General features: G+C 70.2%; 13 protein-coding genes and 1 pseudogene. 10 read left to right on the forward strand and 4 right to left on the reverse strand.

The window, feature by feature from the left end:
• Positions 1–157 precede the first annotated feature (157 nt).
• Positions 158–655: a hypothetical protein gene (locus tag ACH4D5_RS21140; RefSeq protein WP_398304548.1), complete on the reverse strand. Its 498-nt coding sequence runs from the start codon at positions 653–655 to the stop codon at positions 158–160.
• Between the two features lie 192 nt (positions 656–847).
• Between ACH4D5_RS21140 and ACH4D5_RS21145 the strand changes: the two genes are divergently transcribed.
• The 3 genes from ACH4D5_RS21145 to ACH4D5_RS21155 all read left to right on the forward strand — a co-directional run bounded on the left by ACH4D5_RS21145 (position 848) and on the right by ACH4D5_RS21155 (position 3,710).
• Complete coding sequence (locus ACH4D5_RS21145) at positions 848–1,351, forward strand: NUDIX hydrolase (protein WP_398304551.1); 504 nt, start codon at positions 848–850, stop codon at positions 1,349–1,351.
• A 117-nt stretch (positions 1,352–1,468) separates the two neighbouring features.
• On the forward strand, positions 1,469–1,984 hold the full coding sequence (locus ACH4D5_RS21150; protein ID WP_398304554.1) for a GrpB family protein: 516 nt from the start codon (positions 1,469–1,471) through the stop codon (positions 1,982–1,984).
• Positions 1,985–2,156: 172 nt separating this feature from the next.
• Positions 2,157–3,710, forward strand: coding sequence for an alpha/beta hydrolase (locus ACH4D5_RS21155; RefSeq protein ID WP_398304557.1), 1,554 nt, complete (start codon positions 2,157–2,159; stop codon positions 3,708–3,710).
• A gap of 103 nt (positions 3,711–3,813) precedes the next feature.
• Here ACH4D5_RS21155 and ACH4D5_RS21160 read toward each other — a convergent pair whose 3' ends face one another.
• Both ACH4D5_RS21160 and ACH4D5_RS21165 read right to left on the reverse strand, forming a co-directional pair.
• Positions 3,814–4,668 (reverse strand): hypothetical protein, encoded by an 855-nt coding sequence (locus tag ACH4D5_RS21160; protein WP_398304560.1) that lies wholly within the window; start codon positions 4,666–4,668, stop codon positions 3,814–3,816.
• Between the two features lie 77 nt (positions 4,669–4,745).
• Complete coding sequence (locus ACH4D5_RS21165; protein WP_398304563.1) at positions 4,746–5,318, reverse strand: peptidoglycan-binding protein; 573 nt, start codon at positions 5,316–5,318, stop codon at positions 4,746–4,748.
• Positions 5,319–5,615: 297 nt separating this feature from the next.
• On the opposite strand from ACH4D5_RS21165, the gene ACH4D5_RS21170 reads away from it, so the two are divergent.
• Complete coding sequence (locus tag ACH4D5_RS21170; protein ID WP_398304565.1) at positions 5,616–9,329, forward strand: hypothetical protein; 3,714 nt, start codon at positions 5,616–5,618, stop codon at positions 9,327–9,329.
• A gap of 60 nt (positions 9,330–9,389) precedes the next feature.
• Here ACH4D5_RS21170 and ACH4D5_RS21175 read toward each other — a convergent pair.
• Positions 9,390–9,518, reverse strand: a pseudogene (locus tag ACH4D5_RS21175) (VOC family protein); the annotation flags it as partial.
• A gap of 221 nt (positions 9,519–9,739) precedes the next feature.
• Here ACH4D5_RS21175 and ACH4D5_RS21180 point away from each other — a divergent pair.
• From ACH4D5_RS21180 to ACH4D5_RS21205, 6 genes are all read left to right on the forward strand, one after another.
• Positions 9,740–10,111: an ANTAR domain-containing protein gene (locus ACH4D5_RS21180; RefSeq protein ID WP_398304568.1), complete on the forward strand. Its 372-nt coding sequence runs from the start codon at positions 9,740–9,742 to the stop codon at positions 10,109–10,111.
• A 426-nt stretch (positions 10,112–10,537) separates the two neighbouring features.
• Entirely contained in the window at positions 10,538–11,218 is a 681-nt protein-coding gene (locus tag ACH4D5_RS21185; RefSeq protein ID WP_398304571.1) for a DUF7019 family protein, read from the forward strand.
• A 12-nt stretch (positions 11,219–11,230) separates the two neighbouring features.
• Positions 11,231–13,240 (forward strand): HEAT repeat domain-containing protein, encoded by a 2,010-nt coding sequence (locus tag ACH4D5_RS21190; RefSeq protein ID WP_398304574.1) that lies wholly within the window; start codon positions 11,231–11,233, stop codon positions 13,238–13,240.
• Positions 13,241–13,549: 309 nt separating this feature from the next.
• The gene (locus tag ACH4D5_RS21195; RefSeq protein ID WP_398304575.1) at positions 13,550–14,026 is read left to right on the forward strand and encodes a hypothetical protein; all 477 of its coding nucleotides are present in this window, start codon (positions 13,550–13,552) and stop codon (positions 14,024–14,026) included.
• A gap of 66 nt (positions 14,027–14,092) precedes the next feature.
• Complete coding sequence (locus tag ACH4D5_RS21200) at positions 14,093–14,557, forward strand: hypothetical protein (protein ID WP_398304578.1); 465 nt, start codon at positions 14,093–14,095, stop codon at positions 14,555–14,557.
• Between the two features lie 508 nt (positions 14,558–15,065).
• Positions 15,066–16,220, forward strand: a complete 1,155-nt coding sequence (locus tag ACH4D5_RS21205) for a lipid II:glycine glycyltransferase FemX (RefSeq protein WP_398304581.1) — start codon at positions 15,066–15,068, stop codon at positions 16,218–16,220.
• The last annotated feature ends 8 nt before the right edge of the window (positions 16,221–16,228 follow it).

Genomic DNA, 16,228 nt, shown 5'->3' on the forward strand with positions numbered 1-16,228 from the left:
CGGGGATTCGGTGACCTCTTCGGCAGGCCCTCGTACGCCGACGGCCATACCCAGCCACACCTGGCCGCCGCCGCGCCCTACGACCTCACCCGTAGGGACTGGGAGGCCGTCGATCGCATCGCGGGGGCGGCAGCGCGAGCCCCGGAGGATGGTGCCGTTACGCGCTCTGCTGGAGTCGGTCCGCAGCCTGTACAGGGGTGTCGTAGTAGCCGGGCCGTGCCAGCAGGACTGAGCTGAAGAAGTAGCCCTGCTCTTCCTCCGGCTCGTCGTCGGCTGCGAACGGGCGCCAGAAGCTCAGGAGCAGGTCAGAGGCGATGAACGACGCTGGGTCGTCGGGGTCTGCCTCGATCGAGGTGTACTCGCCCATGCGTCGCACCAGTTCACGGGCCGGGATCGCGAACACGTCCAGGCCCTGGAAGATGACGCGGTCCGTCTCAGTCGACGGCCTCCCGAGCTCGACGGCTTGGAGCATGTCCCGCGTGCAGTGGATGCTGATCATCAGTCCACTGGGACGGAAGATGTGCTGACCCGGCCGGTCGGACTCCGAGACCGTGCAGAGGTCACGGAGAGAGTCCAGCGCCGTGTTGGCCGATTGCCGAGTCATACCGATCCGCAACGGGCCAACGCCGATTGGTGGGGCAAGGTCGAAGTCCATGCGGGCATGATCCAACAGCTCCACAGAAAGTTGGGCCAGAACCTGGAACGGACAGCAGATGTGAGCGGTCACTGGTGAGCGCCGAAGGCTCCGGGGCAGAAGAGCCCGGAGGGGCCGGTGGGCCGGTCGGTGCGACGTCGGTAGCGTCCTGGGCTCGGCGAGTGGTCAAGCCGATCACGTACGGTCAGCGGCATGACAGGTGAAGATACGAAGGCCGCCATACCTCGTGTGCAGTTGGTCATCGGCATCGTCCGCCGAGGCAACGAGATTCTGCTCGTGCGAGAGAGCCTCAGTGCTGACGGCGCGCTGCTCTGGTCGTTGCCCGGTGGCGGAGTCGAGGACGGCGAGCTCCTGCACGAAGCTCTCCGGCGTGAGCTGCAGGAGGAGACCGGGCTGCTGATCGGTGATCCGGCGCGGACGGCTTTCCTCGTGCACGTCGACTCCGAGCAGCACCCCTCGGCATTGGCCGCGGCCTTCGAGGTCGAACAGTGGTCGGGGGACCTCGCTCCGCAGGACGACGACATCGAACAAGCCGCCTTCTTCCCCCTGTCCGATGCCTTGGAGCTGCTCGGCGAACTGGACAGCGCAACACAGCGGGAGCCCATCGTCAGCTATCTGGCCGGGGCCGTCGCGCCGGGCGCAACATGGCTTTACCGGAATCGGGGCAAAAGGGAGACTCTTGTTGCCCGCTGGTGACGGCACTCAGCGCCCACCGCATGGAGTGACCAGCCGCCCGGCAGCCGCCCGGTAGACGCTGGCCACAGATCTCCAAGGAATGCGATGGGGATCCGGCGCCCCTGAGAGACTGCCGGCGTGACGGACAGGATCGTGGTCAGCGGTTATGCCCCCCAATGGCCCGAGCGGTTCGAGGATCTACGGCAGATGCTGGCTCCTCATGTCGCGGGTCTGGCTTTGTCCATCGAGCACGTCGGCAGTACGGCCGTACCGGGGTGTGCTGCCAAGCCGATCATCGACCTCGATATCGTGGTGTCCGAGGTAGCGGCCATGCCCGAGTTGATCTTTCGGCTCGCGGGGCAGGGCTACCAGCACGAAGGCGACCTCGGGATACAGGGACGGGAGGCGTTCCAAAGCCCACCTGCAGGTTTCGAACACCATCTGTACGCCGTGGTCGCGGGCACAAAGCCCCACCTTGATCACGTGCTACTCCGTGACTACCTAAGGCAGCGGCCCGCTGAAGTCCAGCGCTACAACGCGTTGAAGGTGGCCTTGGCCCAGCGGTTCACAGCCGACAGCGAGGGCAGGGCGGCCTACTCGGCGTCCAAGAGCGCTCTGGTGGAGGAGCTCATAGCAAGGGCCTACGCGGCGTGAGTGGGACGCGGCGGCTGGTCAGGCCACGGCCGTGAATGTCACGCTCGGTCTGACTGGCGGACCGTCCGAGCGGAGCTGGGGAGGTAGCTCTGTGGGGTGGGGCTGGCCCCAGGGACGATTCGGGGGCGGACCGCAGTGAGCCGGAGGTGGCGCCGCGCCTAGCGTGCGGTGCATGAGAATCAACGTGTGTTTACGGGGTGTCGTCGCCGCCGCGGCGATGCTGGCCGTCGGAGCGGGGACGCTGCCCGCCGCGGCCTCGTCCACGACCTCGTCCAGGACCTCGTCCACGGCCGGGCCTCTCGGCCGGTTCTACGATCAAGCTGTCGACTGGCAGGACTGCGCTCTCGGCCCCGATGACACCGTAGGCAAGAAGCTCGACGCCGCGGGTGCCCGGTGTGCCGACATCACCGTGCCGCTCGACTACTCCGATCCCGGCGGCCGGACCATCACCGTCGCCATCTCCCGCCTGCGCGCCACCGATCCCGCGCACCGCGTCGGCACGATGCTGCTCAACAACGGCGGCCCCGGCGGGCCGAGCATCGAAATGCCGCCCGGCATGGCCGGGTTCATGGGGAAGACCGCCGGGAAGTTCGACCTGATCGGCATGGATCCGCGGTTCGTCGGCCGGTCCACGCCGTTGGACTGCGGTTGGGACGTCGGTTCGATGGTCTTCTCCGCAGGCCGGGACCGGGCGGGGTTCAAGCGGTCGGTCACCCGTGAGCGTGAGCTCGCCGAGCGGTGCCGGCGCACCAACAGTGATGTGCTGCCGTACGTCACCACCCGTAACACCGCGCGTGACATGGATGTCGTCAGGGCTGCGCTGGGCGAGAAACGGATCTCGTACTTCGGTTACTCCTACGGCAGTTACCTCGGCCAGGTCTTCACCGAGCTCTTCCCCGGCCGCACCGACCGCATGGTGCTCGACGGAGTCATCGACCCCGCCAGATACAGCCAGACGCTCTTGGAGGACTCCACCGCGGCCAATGAACGGGCCCTGCGCGACTGGGCGGCCTGGACCGCGGCGCGCCACGAGACGTACGGCCTCGGCCGCACCCCGAAGGCCGTGCTGGCCACGGTGGGCCGGATCGAGGAGGCCGCGGCTGAGAAGCCCCTGCGGGTCGGGACGTTCCGCGTCGACGAGCACTTCCTGCCGGTCGTCTTCTTCGGGGGCCTCGGGAGCGATCTCGACGCGGCCCGGGCCGAGCTGGCCAGCGCGACCCGCACCCTCGCGCGGGCGGCCGACCGTGAGCGCGTGACGCCGAAGCCCTGGCTGGCGGGGACGCTGGCGTCGATGACGACCAAGGCCGGGTCGCACCAGGGCAGTGTCCAGGCGGCCATCCTCTGCGGGGATGTCGCGACCCGGCGTGGGACCGAGAGCTACTGGCGCGACATTCAGGCCGACCGGGCCACGGCTCCCTTCGCGAGTCCCCTGACGCACAACATCACGGCGTGCGAGTTCTGGGACCGCCCCGCCGAGGCGCCGACCGTGGTCGACAACGACGTGCCCGCACTGCTGGTCAACGCCACGGGTGACACCAGGACCACCTACTCCGGGGCGCGGCAGGCGCGGAAGCAGTGGTCGCGCTCCCGGCTGATCACCGTGCCCGGGGCCAACCAGCACGGTGTCTATGGTGACTACGGCAACGCCTGCGTGGACGGGCAGGTGAACGACTACCTGGCCACGGGCAAGCTGCCCCGACGTGACCAGATATGCGACGCCCGGTAGCCGGGTGAACCGCGTGAGTGGCCGCTCCCTGTCCCACGAAGGAGCGGCCACTCAGCTCACAGGTGGCGCCGCCCACTGACCATCGGCGGCGCCCGTCAGGTTGTCACCCCTGCACCCGACGCCTGCCCGTCCCCGCGACGCTCACACTCACCGCAGGGCGTTTTCCGGCGCCGGGGACCGCCCGGCGGAACCGGGGAGCCGTTCGCCGCCCCGGTGGGCGCATACGCAGGCCATTGTCAGTGGCCCGGTCGTGACCGTGTGGCCTCCAGCGCAGTCGCCGCGGCTGCCCACACCGCGCCCCGCCTGCCGACAGCCCCGGCCAGCGGCTGGCGGGCAACCCGTTGTGACTACACAGATCGTGGCCGTTCTCGAACCTGTCCCAGAACGTGCGCTCCCGGACCAGCCGAGTGTCGGCGTACTGACCGGTGACCCGATAGAGGACGAGTTCCTTGCCGCCGAATGCCCACAGCCGCTGGATCGTCGGGTCCCCCAGGACGCTGTGCGCCTTGGGGTGGGGATACGGCCTGCCCACCTGCCTGATGGAGCGCAGGTGGACGCCGTCCGACACGAAGAGGTGGATGACGCCGCGCGAACCGGCCACGACGAAGGCGCCGGTGCCGTCGAGGTACTCGACACAGTGCGGGTACCCGGGATTCTCGTGGGGGATGACCCGGGGCCGGCACTCCAGGACGTCGCCTGCGCGAGACTGGATCCCCCATTTGCGGTCGGCGTCGGTGAACTGGGTGCCGCTGCTGAAGATGTCGACACTGTCGCGGTTGACGTCCAGCAGGGCGAGGTCGAAGGCGGCTTGGGCTCCGGCGGCGTCGGTGGCGGGCCCGTCGGCTGTGCCGGGCCGGACGTGAGCCCTTGCGTGGGACTGGCCGGCCAACGGGCCGAGCGAGCCCGCGACGGCTGCTGCGAGCGAACCGCCGAGCAGGCGGCGCCTGTTGACACTCATCGTTCCTCATTGTCCCGGCGGCCTCCGGGATCGCCTCGCAAACCGCCGCGGCCGTAGGGCGCTCCGCGCCTGCCAGGTCACGTGCACTGGCTGAACGTGGCGTCCTTGTACCAGAGGGTCTTGAGCTCGTTGCCGAGGTACATGCCCCAGCGGCCGTCGGCGGCCCGCACGAAGCTCACGTACCGCCCTGTGCGCTCGTCGGTCCACGAGGGGCCGTACGTCCCCGTGTACACGAGCTCGTACTCGCCTCCACCGTTCCAATCGACCTTGTCGATGGCCTCGGTCAGCGTGGCCGGGCCCACGATGCCGTCGACTTCGAGGTTTCCGCCGTACCGGTTCTGCCACCGCTTGGTGGTGTAGGTGGTCTGTTCTCCGAAGCGGCAGTCGATGTCGGAGAGGTCCATGGGCTTGCCGTTGGGTTTGAGGGACTTGTCGGCCCACAGGATCGCCTGCCACATCGCGGCCGTATTGCTGTAGGCGTAGGAGTTGGCGGAGATAGGGCCTTCGTCCGACCAGTCGTCGCGCCACGTCCCGACGCCGTGCACGACGCCTCCGGCGGCGTCCGCCGAGGCCGGGGTGGCCGACAGCGCGAGGACGGTGCCGAGCGTTGCGCCGGCGGCCAGAGCGGCACTCTTGGTCCACAAGGACATTGCTTGGTCCTTTCTGATGGATGGAGTCGGCACACGCGGGCCCTGCCGGTGAAGACGCCGACCGCCGCATGTCTGACGGCGGGGCGCGGTGCGGAGCCGCAGCTGCCGCCGGGACCGGCGTGTGCGCAGCTGCTTCCGAGTTCAGTGGCCGCGGGATTGTCTGGCAGCCCGGTTCGGTGCCGCCGGACAAAAAAAAGAGGGGCACGGGCACAGGGGGAGCGGTTGGCTTGAGGGTGGGTTACGGGGCGGCACGAGGGCGTGTTGAGGTGGGAGTGCTGCAGTCGTGGAGGGCGGGTCATGGGGCGTCGTGAGAAGCCGCTGGATCCCGGGGCGGGTCCGGTGCAGCGGTTCGCATACGAGTTGCGCACGTTGCGGCAGAAGGCGGGTGCTCCCACGTACCGGGCGATGGCGCGGCAGGCCGGCTACTCGGTGGCCACGCTCGCCCAGGCGGCCGCGGGAGACCGACTGCCCTCGCTGCCGGTGGTGCTGGCGTATGCGGAGGCTTGCGGCGGTGATGCCACCGAGTGGGAGCACCGCTGGCGTGAGGCCCAGCGGACGGAGGCCGCCCAAGTACCGGTCCTGGAGGAGGAGACGGCCGATCCGCCCTACAAGGGACTCGCCCGTTTCGAGGCGCGCGACAGCGCACGGTTTTTCGGCCGAGAGACGCTCATCGAGGACCTCCTGCGTCTGGTGGGGGCGCACCGGTGCGTGGCGGTGTTCGGCCCTTCGGGCAGCGGGAAGTCCTCCCTGCTGCGGGCCGGGCTGGTCTCCCGATTACGGACCGCCGTGGACGAGGGCTCGCGTCCGGCGGTCATCCGGATCTTCACACCCGGCCCCCGGCCGGTGCACGAACACCGGAAGCTGTTCGTCCCCGCCCCGGGGGCGGGGGAGACCTGGCTGGTGGTGGACCAGTTCGAGGAGGCGTTCACTCTCTGCCGGGATGCTGCGGAGCGGCAGGAGTTCGTCGGTCTGGTCCTGTCCGCCCGGGATCCCGGCAGTCGGCTGCGGGTGGTGCTGGGGGCGCGGGCCGACTTCTATACCCGCTGCCTGGAGTACGGGAGCCTGGCCACGGTCATCGGGAAGGCGAGTCTGCCGGTCGGCCCGATGTCGCCGTCCGAACTGCGGGAAGTCATCATCAGACCCGCGGCGGCCGAAGGCCTGGTGGTGGAGCGAGCGCTGACGGCCCGTCTGATCGAGGAGACGGGATCGGAACCCGGTGGGCTGCCGCTGCTGTCGCACGTACTGCTGGAAACCTGGCGCCGGCGCCGCGGCCGCACCCTGACGCTGGACGGCTACGAGGCGGCAGGGGGCATCCACGGTGCCATCGCCCAGACCGCCGAAGACCTCTACCGCGGTCTCTCCTCCCGTCAGGCCGCGCAGGCCCGCCGCATCCTGCTGCGCCTGATCACTCCCGGCGAAGGCGCACCGGACACCCGCCGCCCCGTTCACCGCACGGAACTGGACACCAGCGACCCCTTCGAGACCGACCCGGTCCTGGAACACCTGTCCCGAGCCCGCCTGATCACCCTCGACGACAACCTGGTGGACCTCGCCCACGAAGCGCTCATCACTTCCTGGCCGCGGCTGCGCCGCTGGGTCGAGGAGGACCGGGAGCGACTGGTGGCCCATCGCCGCCTGACCCAAGCCGCTGCCGTGTGGGAGGAACTCGGGCGCGACCCCGGGGCTCTGTACCGGGGCACCCGGCTGAGCACGGCCGAAGAGCAGTTCTGCATACCGCACGGCCAAGACGACTTCACCGTCGCCGAGCGGGACTTCCTGGCCGCCAGCATCGGGGCGCGTGACGAGGAGCGGGCCGCGGCCGCACGCCGCAATCGCCACATCCGCTTCCTCGCGGCCGGCCTCGCCGTTCTCCTGGCGGTGACGACAGGGGCCGGCGTGCTCGCTATCGATCAGCGTCGGGAAGCCGAGCACGCCCGATTACAGGCGACCTCCCGCCAGCTCGCGGCGCAGGCGATCAGCCTGGCTCCGACCCGGCCCTCCGTGGCCAAATTGCTCAGTGTGGAGGCCTTCCACACAGCCCCCACCCCCGAAGCACGCGGTGCGCTGCTGACGATGTCCACCTACCAGTACCACCAGGCCGAACTCACCGGCCACACCGACGCCGTCTCCCAGGTCGCGTTCGGCCCCGACGGCACACTCGCCTCCGTCAGCCGCGACCGGAAGATCATGCTGTGGGACCCACGGCGCCGCACGCGGAAGGCCGTCCTCGCCGGCCACGGCACCTGGCTGCGAACGGTGGCGTTCAGCCCCGACGGCCGCACGCTGGCCACCGCGGGGGACGACAAGAAGGTGCTGCTCTGGGACATCGCCACTCGTCGGCGTACAGCGACCCTGGCGGGCCACACCGGCATCGTCAGAAGCCTTGAGTTCAGCCCCGACGGCCGCACGCTGGCGACTGCCGGCGCGGATCGCAGCGTGATTCTGTGGGACCTGCGTGACCGGTCCCTCAGGCACACCCTTCGCGGCCATGCCGGAAGCATCGGCGCGGTGGCGTTCAGCCCCGACGGCCGCACTGTTGCCACGGCGAGTGAGGACCGTACGGCAGCGCTGTGGGACGCGGCTACAGGCGCCCGGCGGAAGGTCCTGAACGGCCACACCGATCACGCCATGAGCGTCGCGTTCAGCCCGGACGGCCGCACGGTCGCCACTGCCGGGGACGACCACAGGGCACTGCTGTGGGACGTCGGCCGCGGCACTCGCCTGGCCACGCTCACCGGCCACACCGGAGACGTCAGAGCCCTCGCCTTCAGCCCCGACGGCCGTACCTTGGCCACCGCGGGACTCGACAGGACCGTCATGCTCTGGGACCCCACACGTCGCACCCGCACCGCCACCCTGACCGGACACGGCACGAACGTCTACAGCATGGCCTTCGCCCCCGGCCGCCGGCCGCTGCTGGCATCGGCAGGTGAGAACGGTTCCATTACGCTGTGGGATCCGGCCCGGATCGCCCTGGCCGGCCACAGCGACCGCCTGAACAGAACCGCTTTCAGCCCGGACGGCCGCACCCTGGCCACTGCCGGCGATGACGGCACCGCGGTGCTGTGGGACTTGAGGCGGGGCATCCGCACCACCACGTACAGCGGGAGGACGGGGAACGTGGGGTCGGTCGCCTTCAGCCCGGACGGGAACACGGTGGCCACCGCCACCGGGGAAGCCCTGCATCCCCCGAGGCCCGGAGCGCTCGTGCTCTGGCGCGCGGGCGCCCCTGCCCGCCCCGTTGCCAAGCTCACCGGGCACATGGACCGCGTCACCGACGTCGCCTACAGCCCCGATGGTCGTACGGTGGCCACCGCGGGCTCCGACGACGCCGTCATCCTCTGGGACACCGTGCGGCGAATCGCTCTGGCCACCCTCCGCCAGGGAACACGACCGACCCGGCCCAGCGGGGCCGAACCGTCCGGGGGAGAGGCGAAATGGGGCGTCAACGCGGTGGCCTTCAGCCCCGACGGCCGAACCCTCGCCTCAGCAGGCCACGACGGCACCACCGCGCTATGGGACGCGGCCAAGCGAGTCCGTCGGCTCACCCTGACCGGGCACACCGGATCACTGCGGGCAGTCGCCTTCAGCCCTGACGGCCGGACCCTGGCCACCGCCGGTCTCGACCGCAGAGTCATCCTCTGGGACACCGCCCGCGGCACTCGCAAGGCGACCCTCACCGGTGACTCCTCCGCCATGGCCGTGGCATTCAGCCCCGACGGGCGCACCCTGGCCACCGCCGGCGCCGACATCTCCGTCGACCTGTGGCAGACGGCCACCCGCCACCACCTGGCCGCCCTCACCGGCCACACCCGTCAGGTACGCACCCTCGCCTTCAGCCCCGACGGCACCACGCTGGCCACCGGAGCCGTCGACGGCAAAGCCGTGCTGTGGAACACCCACACCGAACGCACCGCGGAGCAACTGTGTGCCACCGTCAACCGCAGTCTCACCCGCCAGGAGTGGAAACGCTTCGCCCCTGAAGCCCCGTATCACCACACCTGCCCATGAGGAACCACCCCGCCACGCCGTGATTCGCGGGAGCCCGGGCGACATTCCTTCGGCCCCCCGTCAGACGGGCTGGATCCGGGCGTCCAGCAGGCAGAACTCGTTGCCCTGCGGGTCGGTAAGGACGTGCCAGCTCTCGGCGACGCCGGTCTGGCCGACGGCGGCGGGCTTGGCGCCGAGCGCGAGCAGCGGCCGGCTCTGTTTGGGATCAATGCAGGTGGCTACCCGTTCGCTGCGTAGGCACAGCGCTGTGCGACGTAGGCGCCGGTCGGTTGGACAGACAGCCACCGGCGCTGCCGCATACGCAGAACCGAAAAGTATGGCCATGGGCGCGAGAAATCTGGGATGCTCAGCTCATCAGCGGTTCTGCCGGCCTCGACAGAGGCAGCCCGAGTAGACGAGAGGTAGAGCAGGTGGATTCCTCACCGGACTCTCGCAACACATCGGCACCGAATCCTCGTCGCGACACTGAGCCGCAGGACTCCGGCGACGACTGTGCGGATGAGGTCGCCGAGATCAAGGCGCTGCGTACGGAGGTCAACGAACTCCATCGCGCCATGGAGTCCCACCCGTCCATAGACCAGGCGCGGGGCATGCTGATGACGCTGGGCCCGCACACCGCGGACGAGGCGTGGGAGATCCTGGTCGAGGTGTCGCAGCGCTCCAACACCAAACTGCGCGCGGTCGCGGAAGAGTTGATCGCGACGACGGAGGGCGAGCCGTTGCCCACCCCGGTCCGCAAAGCTCTCGGTGATGCCTTGCGCAAGCGGCAGGCGACCGGCTGAGGTCATGCCACACGGCTCCGCGTAGCGTCGAAACGTCAACACCCGCGAGAAAGACATCCGCTGGGCGGCCGACCGGCTCTCGCCTGATCAAGCAACCGGGCGAACGTTTCAGGTCACACCACCAACACCTCTGTCACGTTGACGTCGACGAAGCCGGGGCCGCTTCTCGTCGCGGTGAGAGGAGAGCCCCGCCATCGACGCGCGGAACTCCCGCAGGGCAGCCGGGGAGAGCGGCTCCGCCAACTTGATCACCCCCTTGACGAAGGGACCATTCCGGAGCGCAAGTATGCGATGCTGCGGACCCAGGCCCTCAACCCAACGCAATCAAAGGCCCGTTGGGCCGTTTGCCAGGAGAGCAATGAGCGCGGCATTGCAGTGGTGCAAGTCCAGTGACAGCACAGAGCAGGCCCGGCACCTGGCCGGCACATGAGGTACTACGTCTACCTCTCCACCGCCAAGGTGGACATGCTGTACGGGCAGATCCCGCCCAAGCTGCTGAAACGGCTCGCCGTCGAGGCGAAGGTCGACCTCAAGGTCCTCAGCCTGGCCGTACAGTCGCCGCGTGCTGAAGCGAGCGCGTACGACCGGCTGGACATCGTCGAGACGTACCTCGAGCGGGAGTACGACGTCGGCTGGATGACAGAGCCAACTGCCTGGTTCCGGGGCGACCTCGCGCTGCGCATCGCCGGATACGGCGAGGTGAACAAGCCGACGCTGATGACGGGCCGCGACGGCGACACCGTGGTCGCGCTCATCGGCTCCGCCCACCACCTGGTGGGCTATGAGGCGCCGCCGGAGATGGGCAGGATCGGCTTCTCGGGGCTGCCGTCGCTCTTCCGGCTGCTCCAGGACACCCCTCCGGAGTGGGAGAGCCAGTTCAACGTGCGGTCGCTCGGCGGCCGGATGCCGAGCCGGGGAGGAGTGGCCCACGACGTGCTGCACGCGGTCGAGAGGCTGACGGTGCCACCGGTGTACTGCGACTTCCTGGCGCGGCAGTTGATGCGTTCCACCGTGACGCGGGAGAACGGTGAGGAGCTGACGATCGTCGTCGGGACACCGCTGTACGTGGCGATGTCCGACCAAGTGCACGAGGGCGAGGAGGCCTGAGTGGAGCGGGCGGTGTCCATCTCCGACGTGATGCGCATGCGCATGGAGGGCGACGTGGCGGGGCTGTGCCGGGCCACGTGGTCCGAGAACCATGACGCCGCCGTGTACGCCACCGCGATGCTGGGCGGCGCGGTACCCACGCCGGAAGTCGTCAGAACACTGCACCTCTGTCTCACGCGTGAGGACGAGCCGTTTCCCGGACTCCACTGGCACGCCCTGGCGTCCCTGGGCAGGCTGCGCGTGGAGGGGGCCGTGCCTCTGCTGCTGAGTACCCTGGCCGAGTCGGACCACAACCGCCGGCAACTGGACGAGGTGGCGTGCGAAGCTCTGCTGGCCATCGGTGGACCAGAGGTCGTCCGCGGTCTCGTGGGCCTGTGCGAACGGTTGCCGTCCGGCCGGGGGTACTGGACGGTACGGGTGCTCGAGGCCCTTGCCGCGCTGCGGGCCCCGGAGGCCGTGACGCCTCTCCTGGCCGCGTTATGGGGGTATCTGCCGGATCTCGCGGTACGCGTCGTGCGCACACTCGGCGCGATCGGGGACCCGCGGGCCGCCTCCGCCCTGCTCGTCCTCGCACACTCACCTGCCTCGGACACGCACCTGCGCCGCGCCGCGGTCCAGGCGCTGCACGCGCTGCCCGCCGCCGCGTGGCCGCCCCCGCACCGGCACCCGGCCGCCGAGCGACTCCTGCACACCTCCCAGCGCGACCCGGACCCCGAAACGGCCCGCCTCGCGACGGCCCTGCTCGCCAGGACCGAGGACGGCCGGGCCCACCTGTGGGACGTGCTTCGCGGCGCGGCGGACCCCTCCGGCCCCGACTGCCCGCCCCACGCCGTGGCGGCGGTCTGCGCGCACATCGCTGCGGAACCCTGCCTCTTCGCCGTACCGAACCCCGACGAACACCACGCCCTGCTCGCACACCATCTGCGCGAGGCGGCGGCACCGGCCGTGCGCCGGGCCGCCGCCGGGGCGCTCGCCGCGTCCGCGGGGGCCGGGGCCGTCGGCGCGCTCCTTGCGGCGCTCGGTGACGCGCACATCGGCGACACGGTGGCGGACCTCGTCGCCGCGCTGCCGGGGTCGGAGCTGCCGGAGCTGCTGGACCTGTTCACGCGCCCTGACGAATCCGTCGCCCGACGGCGGAGCGTGGCGCGCGTGCTGGGCCTCGCCGGACGCACGGATGCGGCCCCGGTGCTCCTGTCAGCCCTGACGGACGACACGACGCCGGTCGGGGTACGCGCGTCCGCTGCCGACGCGCTCGGCGCCCTGCGGCACGCGGCCGCCGCCCCGCCCCTCGCGGCCCTGGCCACGGACGAGGAGCAGCCCGGCACCCTCCGGGCGCACGCCGTGCGGGCCCTCGGTTCGATCGGCGTGCCGGACACGCTGCCGGTGGTGCTCGTCTGCGCGCGGTCGCCGCACGAGGCGGGGCGGCGACGGGCGGTCGTGGCCCTGGGCGCGTTCCCGGTGCCGGAAGCCGCCCGCGCGCTCGGGGAGTTCGTGACGCCCGACGCCGAGCCGGACCTCGCGCGTGCCGCCGTGCGGGCACTGCGGGAGATCGGCGGCACGGCGCTGCCGGTCCTCGTCCGGCTCGCCGCCGACGCGGACGGCCTGCCCGAGGACGTGGGCCACCGGCTCGTCGGGGCGCTCGCCGCCCACCCAGAGGCGGAGGCGACCGGGGCGCTGCTCCGACTCGCCACGGCGCCGCCGCCGGGCTGGAGGGACGGGACGACGTACGCGGCCTCCGATGAGCGCCGGTTGTCCCGATCGACCCCGACCCGGGAGGTGGCGTCCCTCGCGCTCGTCGAACGCGGCTCGCCGCGGGACCTCACTCCCCTGACGGCCCTCCTGGGCCCCGACACTTGGTTCGGCGCCCACGAGCCCGCCGTACAGGCCCTGTTGCGGATCGGCACCGAAGAGGCGTACGAGCACGTGCTGGCGTTCTGCTACGGGACGAAGCACTTCGACACCTGGCACGTCGGCGCCCTGGACGCCGTCGCCGCAGCACGCGGGATCCGGCTCGGCCCTTAAGGGGTGTCTGGTTTCGCAGCTCCTGCCGCTGCGCGCGGACGCCGCCTCGTGCGGCCCGTGCCACCCGAGCAACGACTCACACTGACCAGCGACACAGCCGTGCCCCGACCCTCACAGGCTGGGGCACGGCACTGGCCGCGTGAGGTTGACCGGAACACCCCGGGCGCTTCCCACACCCTTTCGTGAGCACGTCCTGCGGTTTACCCCGGTCGTGCCCAGTCAGCGGCTACTCAAGCCTGCCTTTCGGCTTCCGATCTGACACTCCCTCACGTTACGAGCGCCCCGCAATCAGTATGCAAAGGAGGGGTAATGCCGCGTGACTTGATCACGTCGCTTGAAGTGCAGACCGTGACCCATTCGACTCCCGGATCCGGTACCGACGGTTACGTATACCTCGGGATCGGCGGGCGCGAATTCGTCCTCGACAAGCCCAACGACACACACCAACCCTCACCGGACGGAACCCCGGAGAGTTTCGTGTTCGGTGAGGGAAGCAACGTCGAGAACCCCCGCGACAACGACCCACGGTCCCCGCAGCTGACGACCGACGACCTCGACGCCTTCCCGGCCTACCTCCGGTTCAAGCCGAAGGACGACCAGGACGACTGGCGGGTGGCCGACGTCCAGGTGACCGCCACCGGCTCCGGCGAAGGCGGCCCCCGCTACTACGACTACAGCGCCCTGACCGACAAGGGCGGCCTGCGGGCCTCTCTGCGCCTGGGCGACAAGTTCGGCAACGTCCTGCACCTGTCGTCCGTGTGGGACGAACGCACCCAGTCCTGGTGACCCCGACCGGTCACCACAACACCGCACCCGCACCCGCGGATGCACCAACCAGAAAAGGAACCTGACATGCCTCAGCAGCGTCCCGTGAACAACAACAACCAGCCCGTTGCGGCGCCCCGCAACATCGCGTTCGAGGTCACCCGCTTCCAGATGAACGAGCCGGCCCCGGCCAGGAACACGGTCACCATGTCCCGGGAGATCACACTCCCCGGGCCGATCTCCCGCACCAAGCAGGGAGACCCGATCATCCAGTGCGCGATCCAGGGCTTCCGCATGCTCTACCTCGACGCCAACGGCAACAAGCACGACTTTCCCGCCTGCGAGAAGGTCCTGCGGACCCGCGTCCACGACGTCCACGGCAGCAAGGCCGAAGTCCAGGTCATGGTGCTCCTGAAGCCCTGGGACCCGAACAACGTCCACAAGTTCAAGATGGAGGTGGACGTCCTGACCACCGCCAGCGTCGACGGCGAGGGCGGCAGCGACGAGAACGACAGTGGCAGCGGCGGTAGCGGCGGCGGGTCCGACTGGTAACCCCGCTTCACACCCGACCACTGCGCCAGCAGACCGGGTAGTCGTCACCGAGGGTGCTCGGCGGGCACTTCAGCCCCCACCGAGCACCCTCATCGCATTTGTACGGGGGCGTGGCGCCCCGCCGGGGAGCCGGCCGTAGGCAGGGGTAGCGTTGCGGCGTGGGTGATGGATCGGCGTGCCGCCCAGCTCGAATCGATCAGCAAGCCGGTGACAGAACAGGAAGCGGCCGCCCTCGTCACCTGCTTCGGCCCCGACGACTGCTATGGGGTCGCCTGGACACTCCTGCACCTCGTCGAGACGGCCCCCCACCCGGTCCTCAAGACCAAACCGGCCCTGGACGCCAACGAGTGGCACCACCGGCTCTACGGCTGCGCCCTGTTCGAAGAGCCCAACGCTCGCGTCGCGCACCCTGCCCTGTTGCGGGCGCGGAGCGCCTGGGCGGCGCGTATCGTCGGCGTATCGAAAAGCGGATACGCGTCGGCAACACAGGGCCGACTTGACTGGCGTCATGTCCTATCGCGAACCAGCACCCATGTCCCTCCCTGTGACGCTGACCGTCGCGCAGATCAGCGACGCCGAGCACTTGGCCTTCGTGCGGGCGCGGCGGTCGGTGAACTTTGTGCAGACTCCGGCGTGGGGGCGGGTGAAGACGGAGTGGCGCAGTGAGTCGCTCGGATGGTTCGGCGGCGGGCGGCTTGTGGGGGCGGGGCTTGTCCTTCACCGGCCGGTGCCGGGACTGTCGCGGTTCACGCTTGCGTATCTGCCGTGGGGTCCTGACATCGACTGGTCCGGGGACATCGGTGCGTGGCTCGACCCGCTGGCCGCATATCTCAAGGCCCGCGGTGCGTTCGCGATCCGGCTGTGCCCGCCGGTGCGGACGCACACCTGGGATGCGGCGCAGGTCAAGAAGGGCGTGGCCGATCCGGGGGTGCGGCGGCTCACCAGTCTCCCCGACGGGCACGTCGATCCGGTCGGTGCCGAGGTGAGCCGACAGCTCCGGGCGGCAGGCTGGCTGCCGCAGAGCCCCGAGGACGGGTTCGGCGCCGGGCAGCCGCAGTTCACGTACGAGGTGCCGCTGGTGGGAAGGTCCGAGGAGGACGTCCTGAAGGGCATGAACCAGCAGTGGCGCCGCAACATCAAGAAGGCCGCGCAGGCCGGGGTCGAGGTCACGGTCGGTGGCGCGCCGGACCTCGCGGCGTTCCACGAGCTCTACGTGCACACCGCCGCGCGCGACGGATTCAGGCCGCGGCCGCCGGCGTACTTCGAGACAATGTTCGCGGAGCTGAGCGCCGAGGATCCCAGGCGGATCGCGCTCTATCTGGCGTGCCACGAAGGCGAGTTGGTGGCCGCCACGATCCTGGTGCGGGTGGGCGCGCACGCCTGGTATGTGTACGGCGCCTCGTCGACGGCCAAGCGCGAGGTGCGGGGTTCCAACGCGTGCCAGTGGGCGATGATCCGTGACGCCATGGCGGCGGGCTGCGACGTGTACGACCTGCGGGGCATCACGCCGACGCTCGACGCCGCCGATCCGCATGTGGGCCTGATCCGGTTCAAGGTCGGCACCGGCGGGCGGGCGGTGCGGTACGTCGGGGAGTGGGATCTGCCGCTGCGTCCGCTGGTCTACCGCGCGTTCGACCTGTACATGCGGCGGCGCGAGCGCTGAGCCCGCGC

The organism is Streptomyces sp. NPDC018029, from assembly GCF_044327655.1.
In the GTDB taxonomy this organism is placed as follows: Bacteria; Actinomycetota; Actinomycetes; order Streptomycetales; family Streptomycetaceae; genus Streptomyces.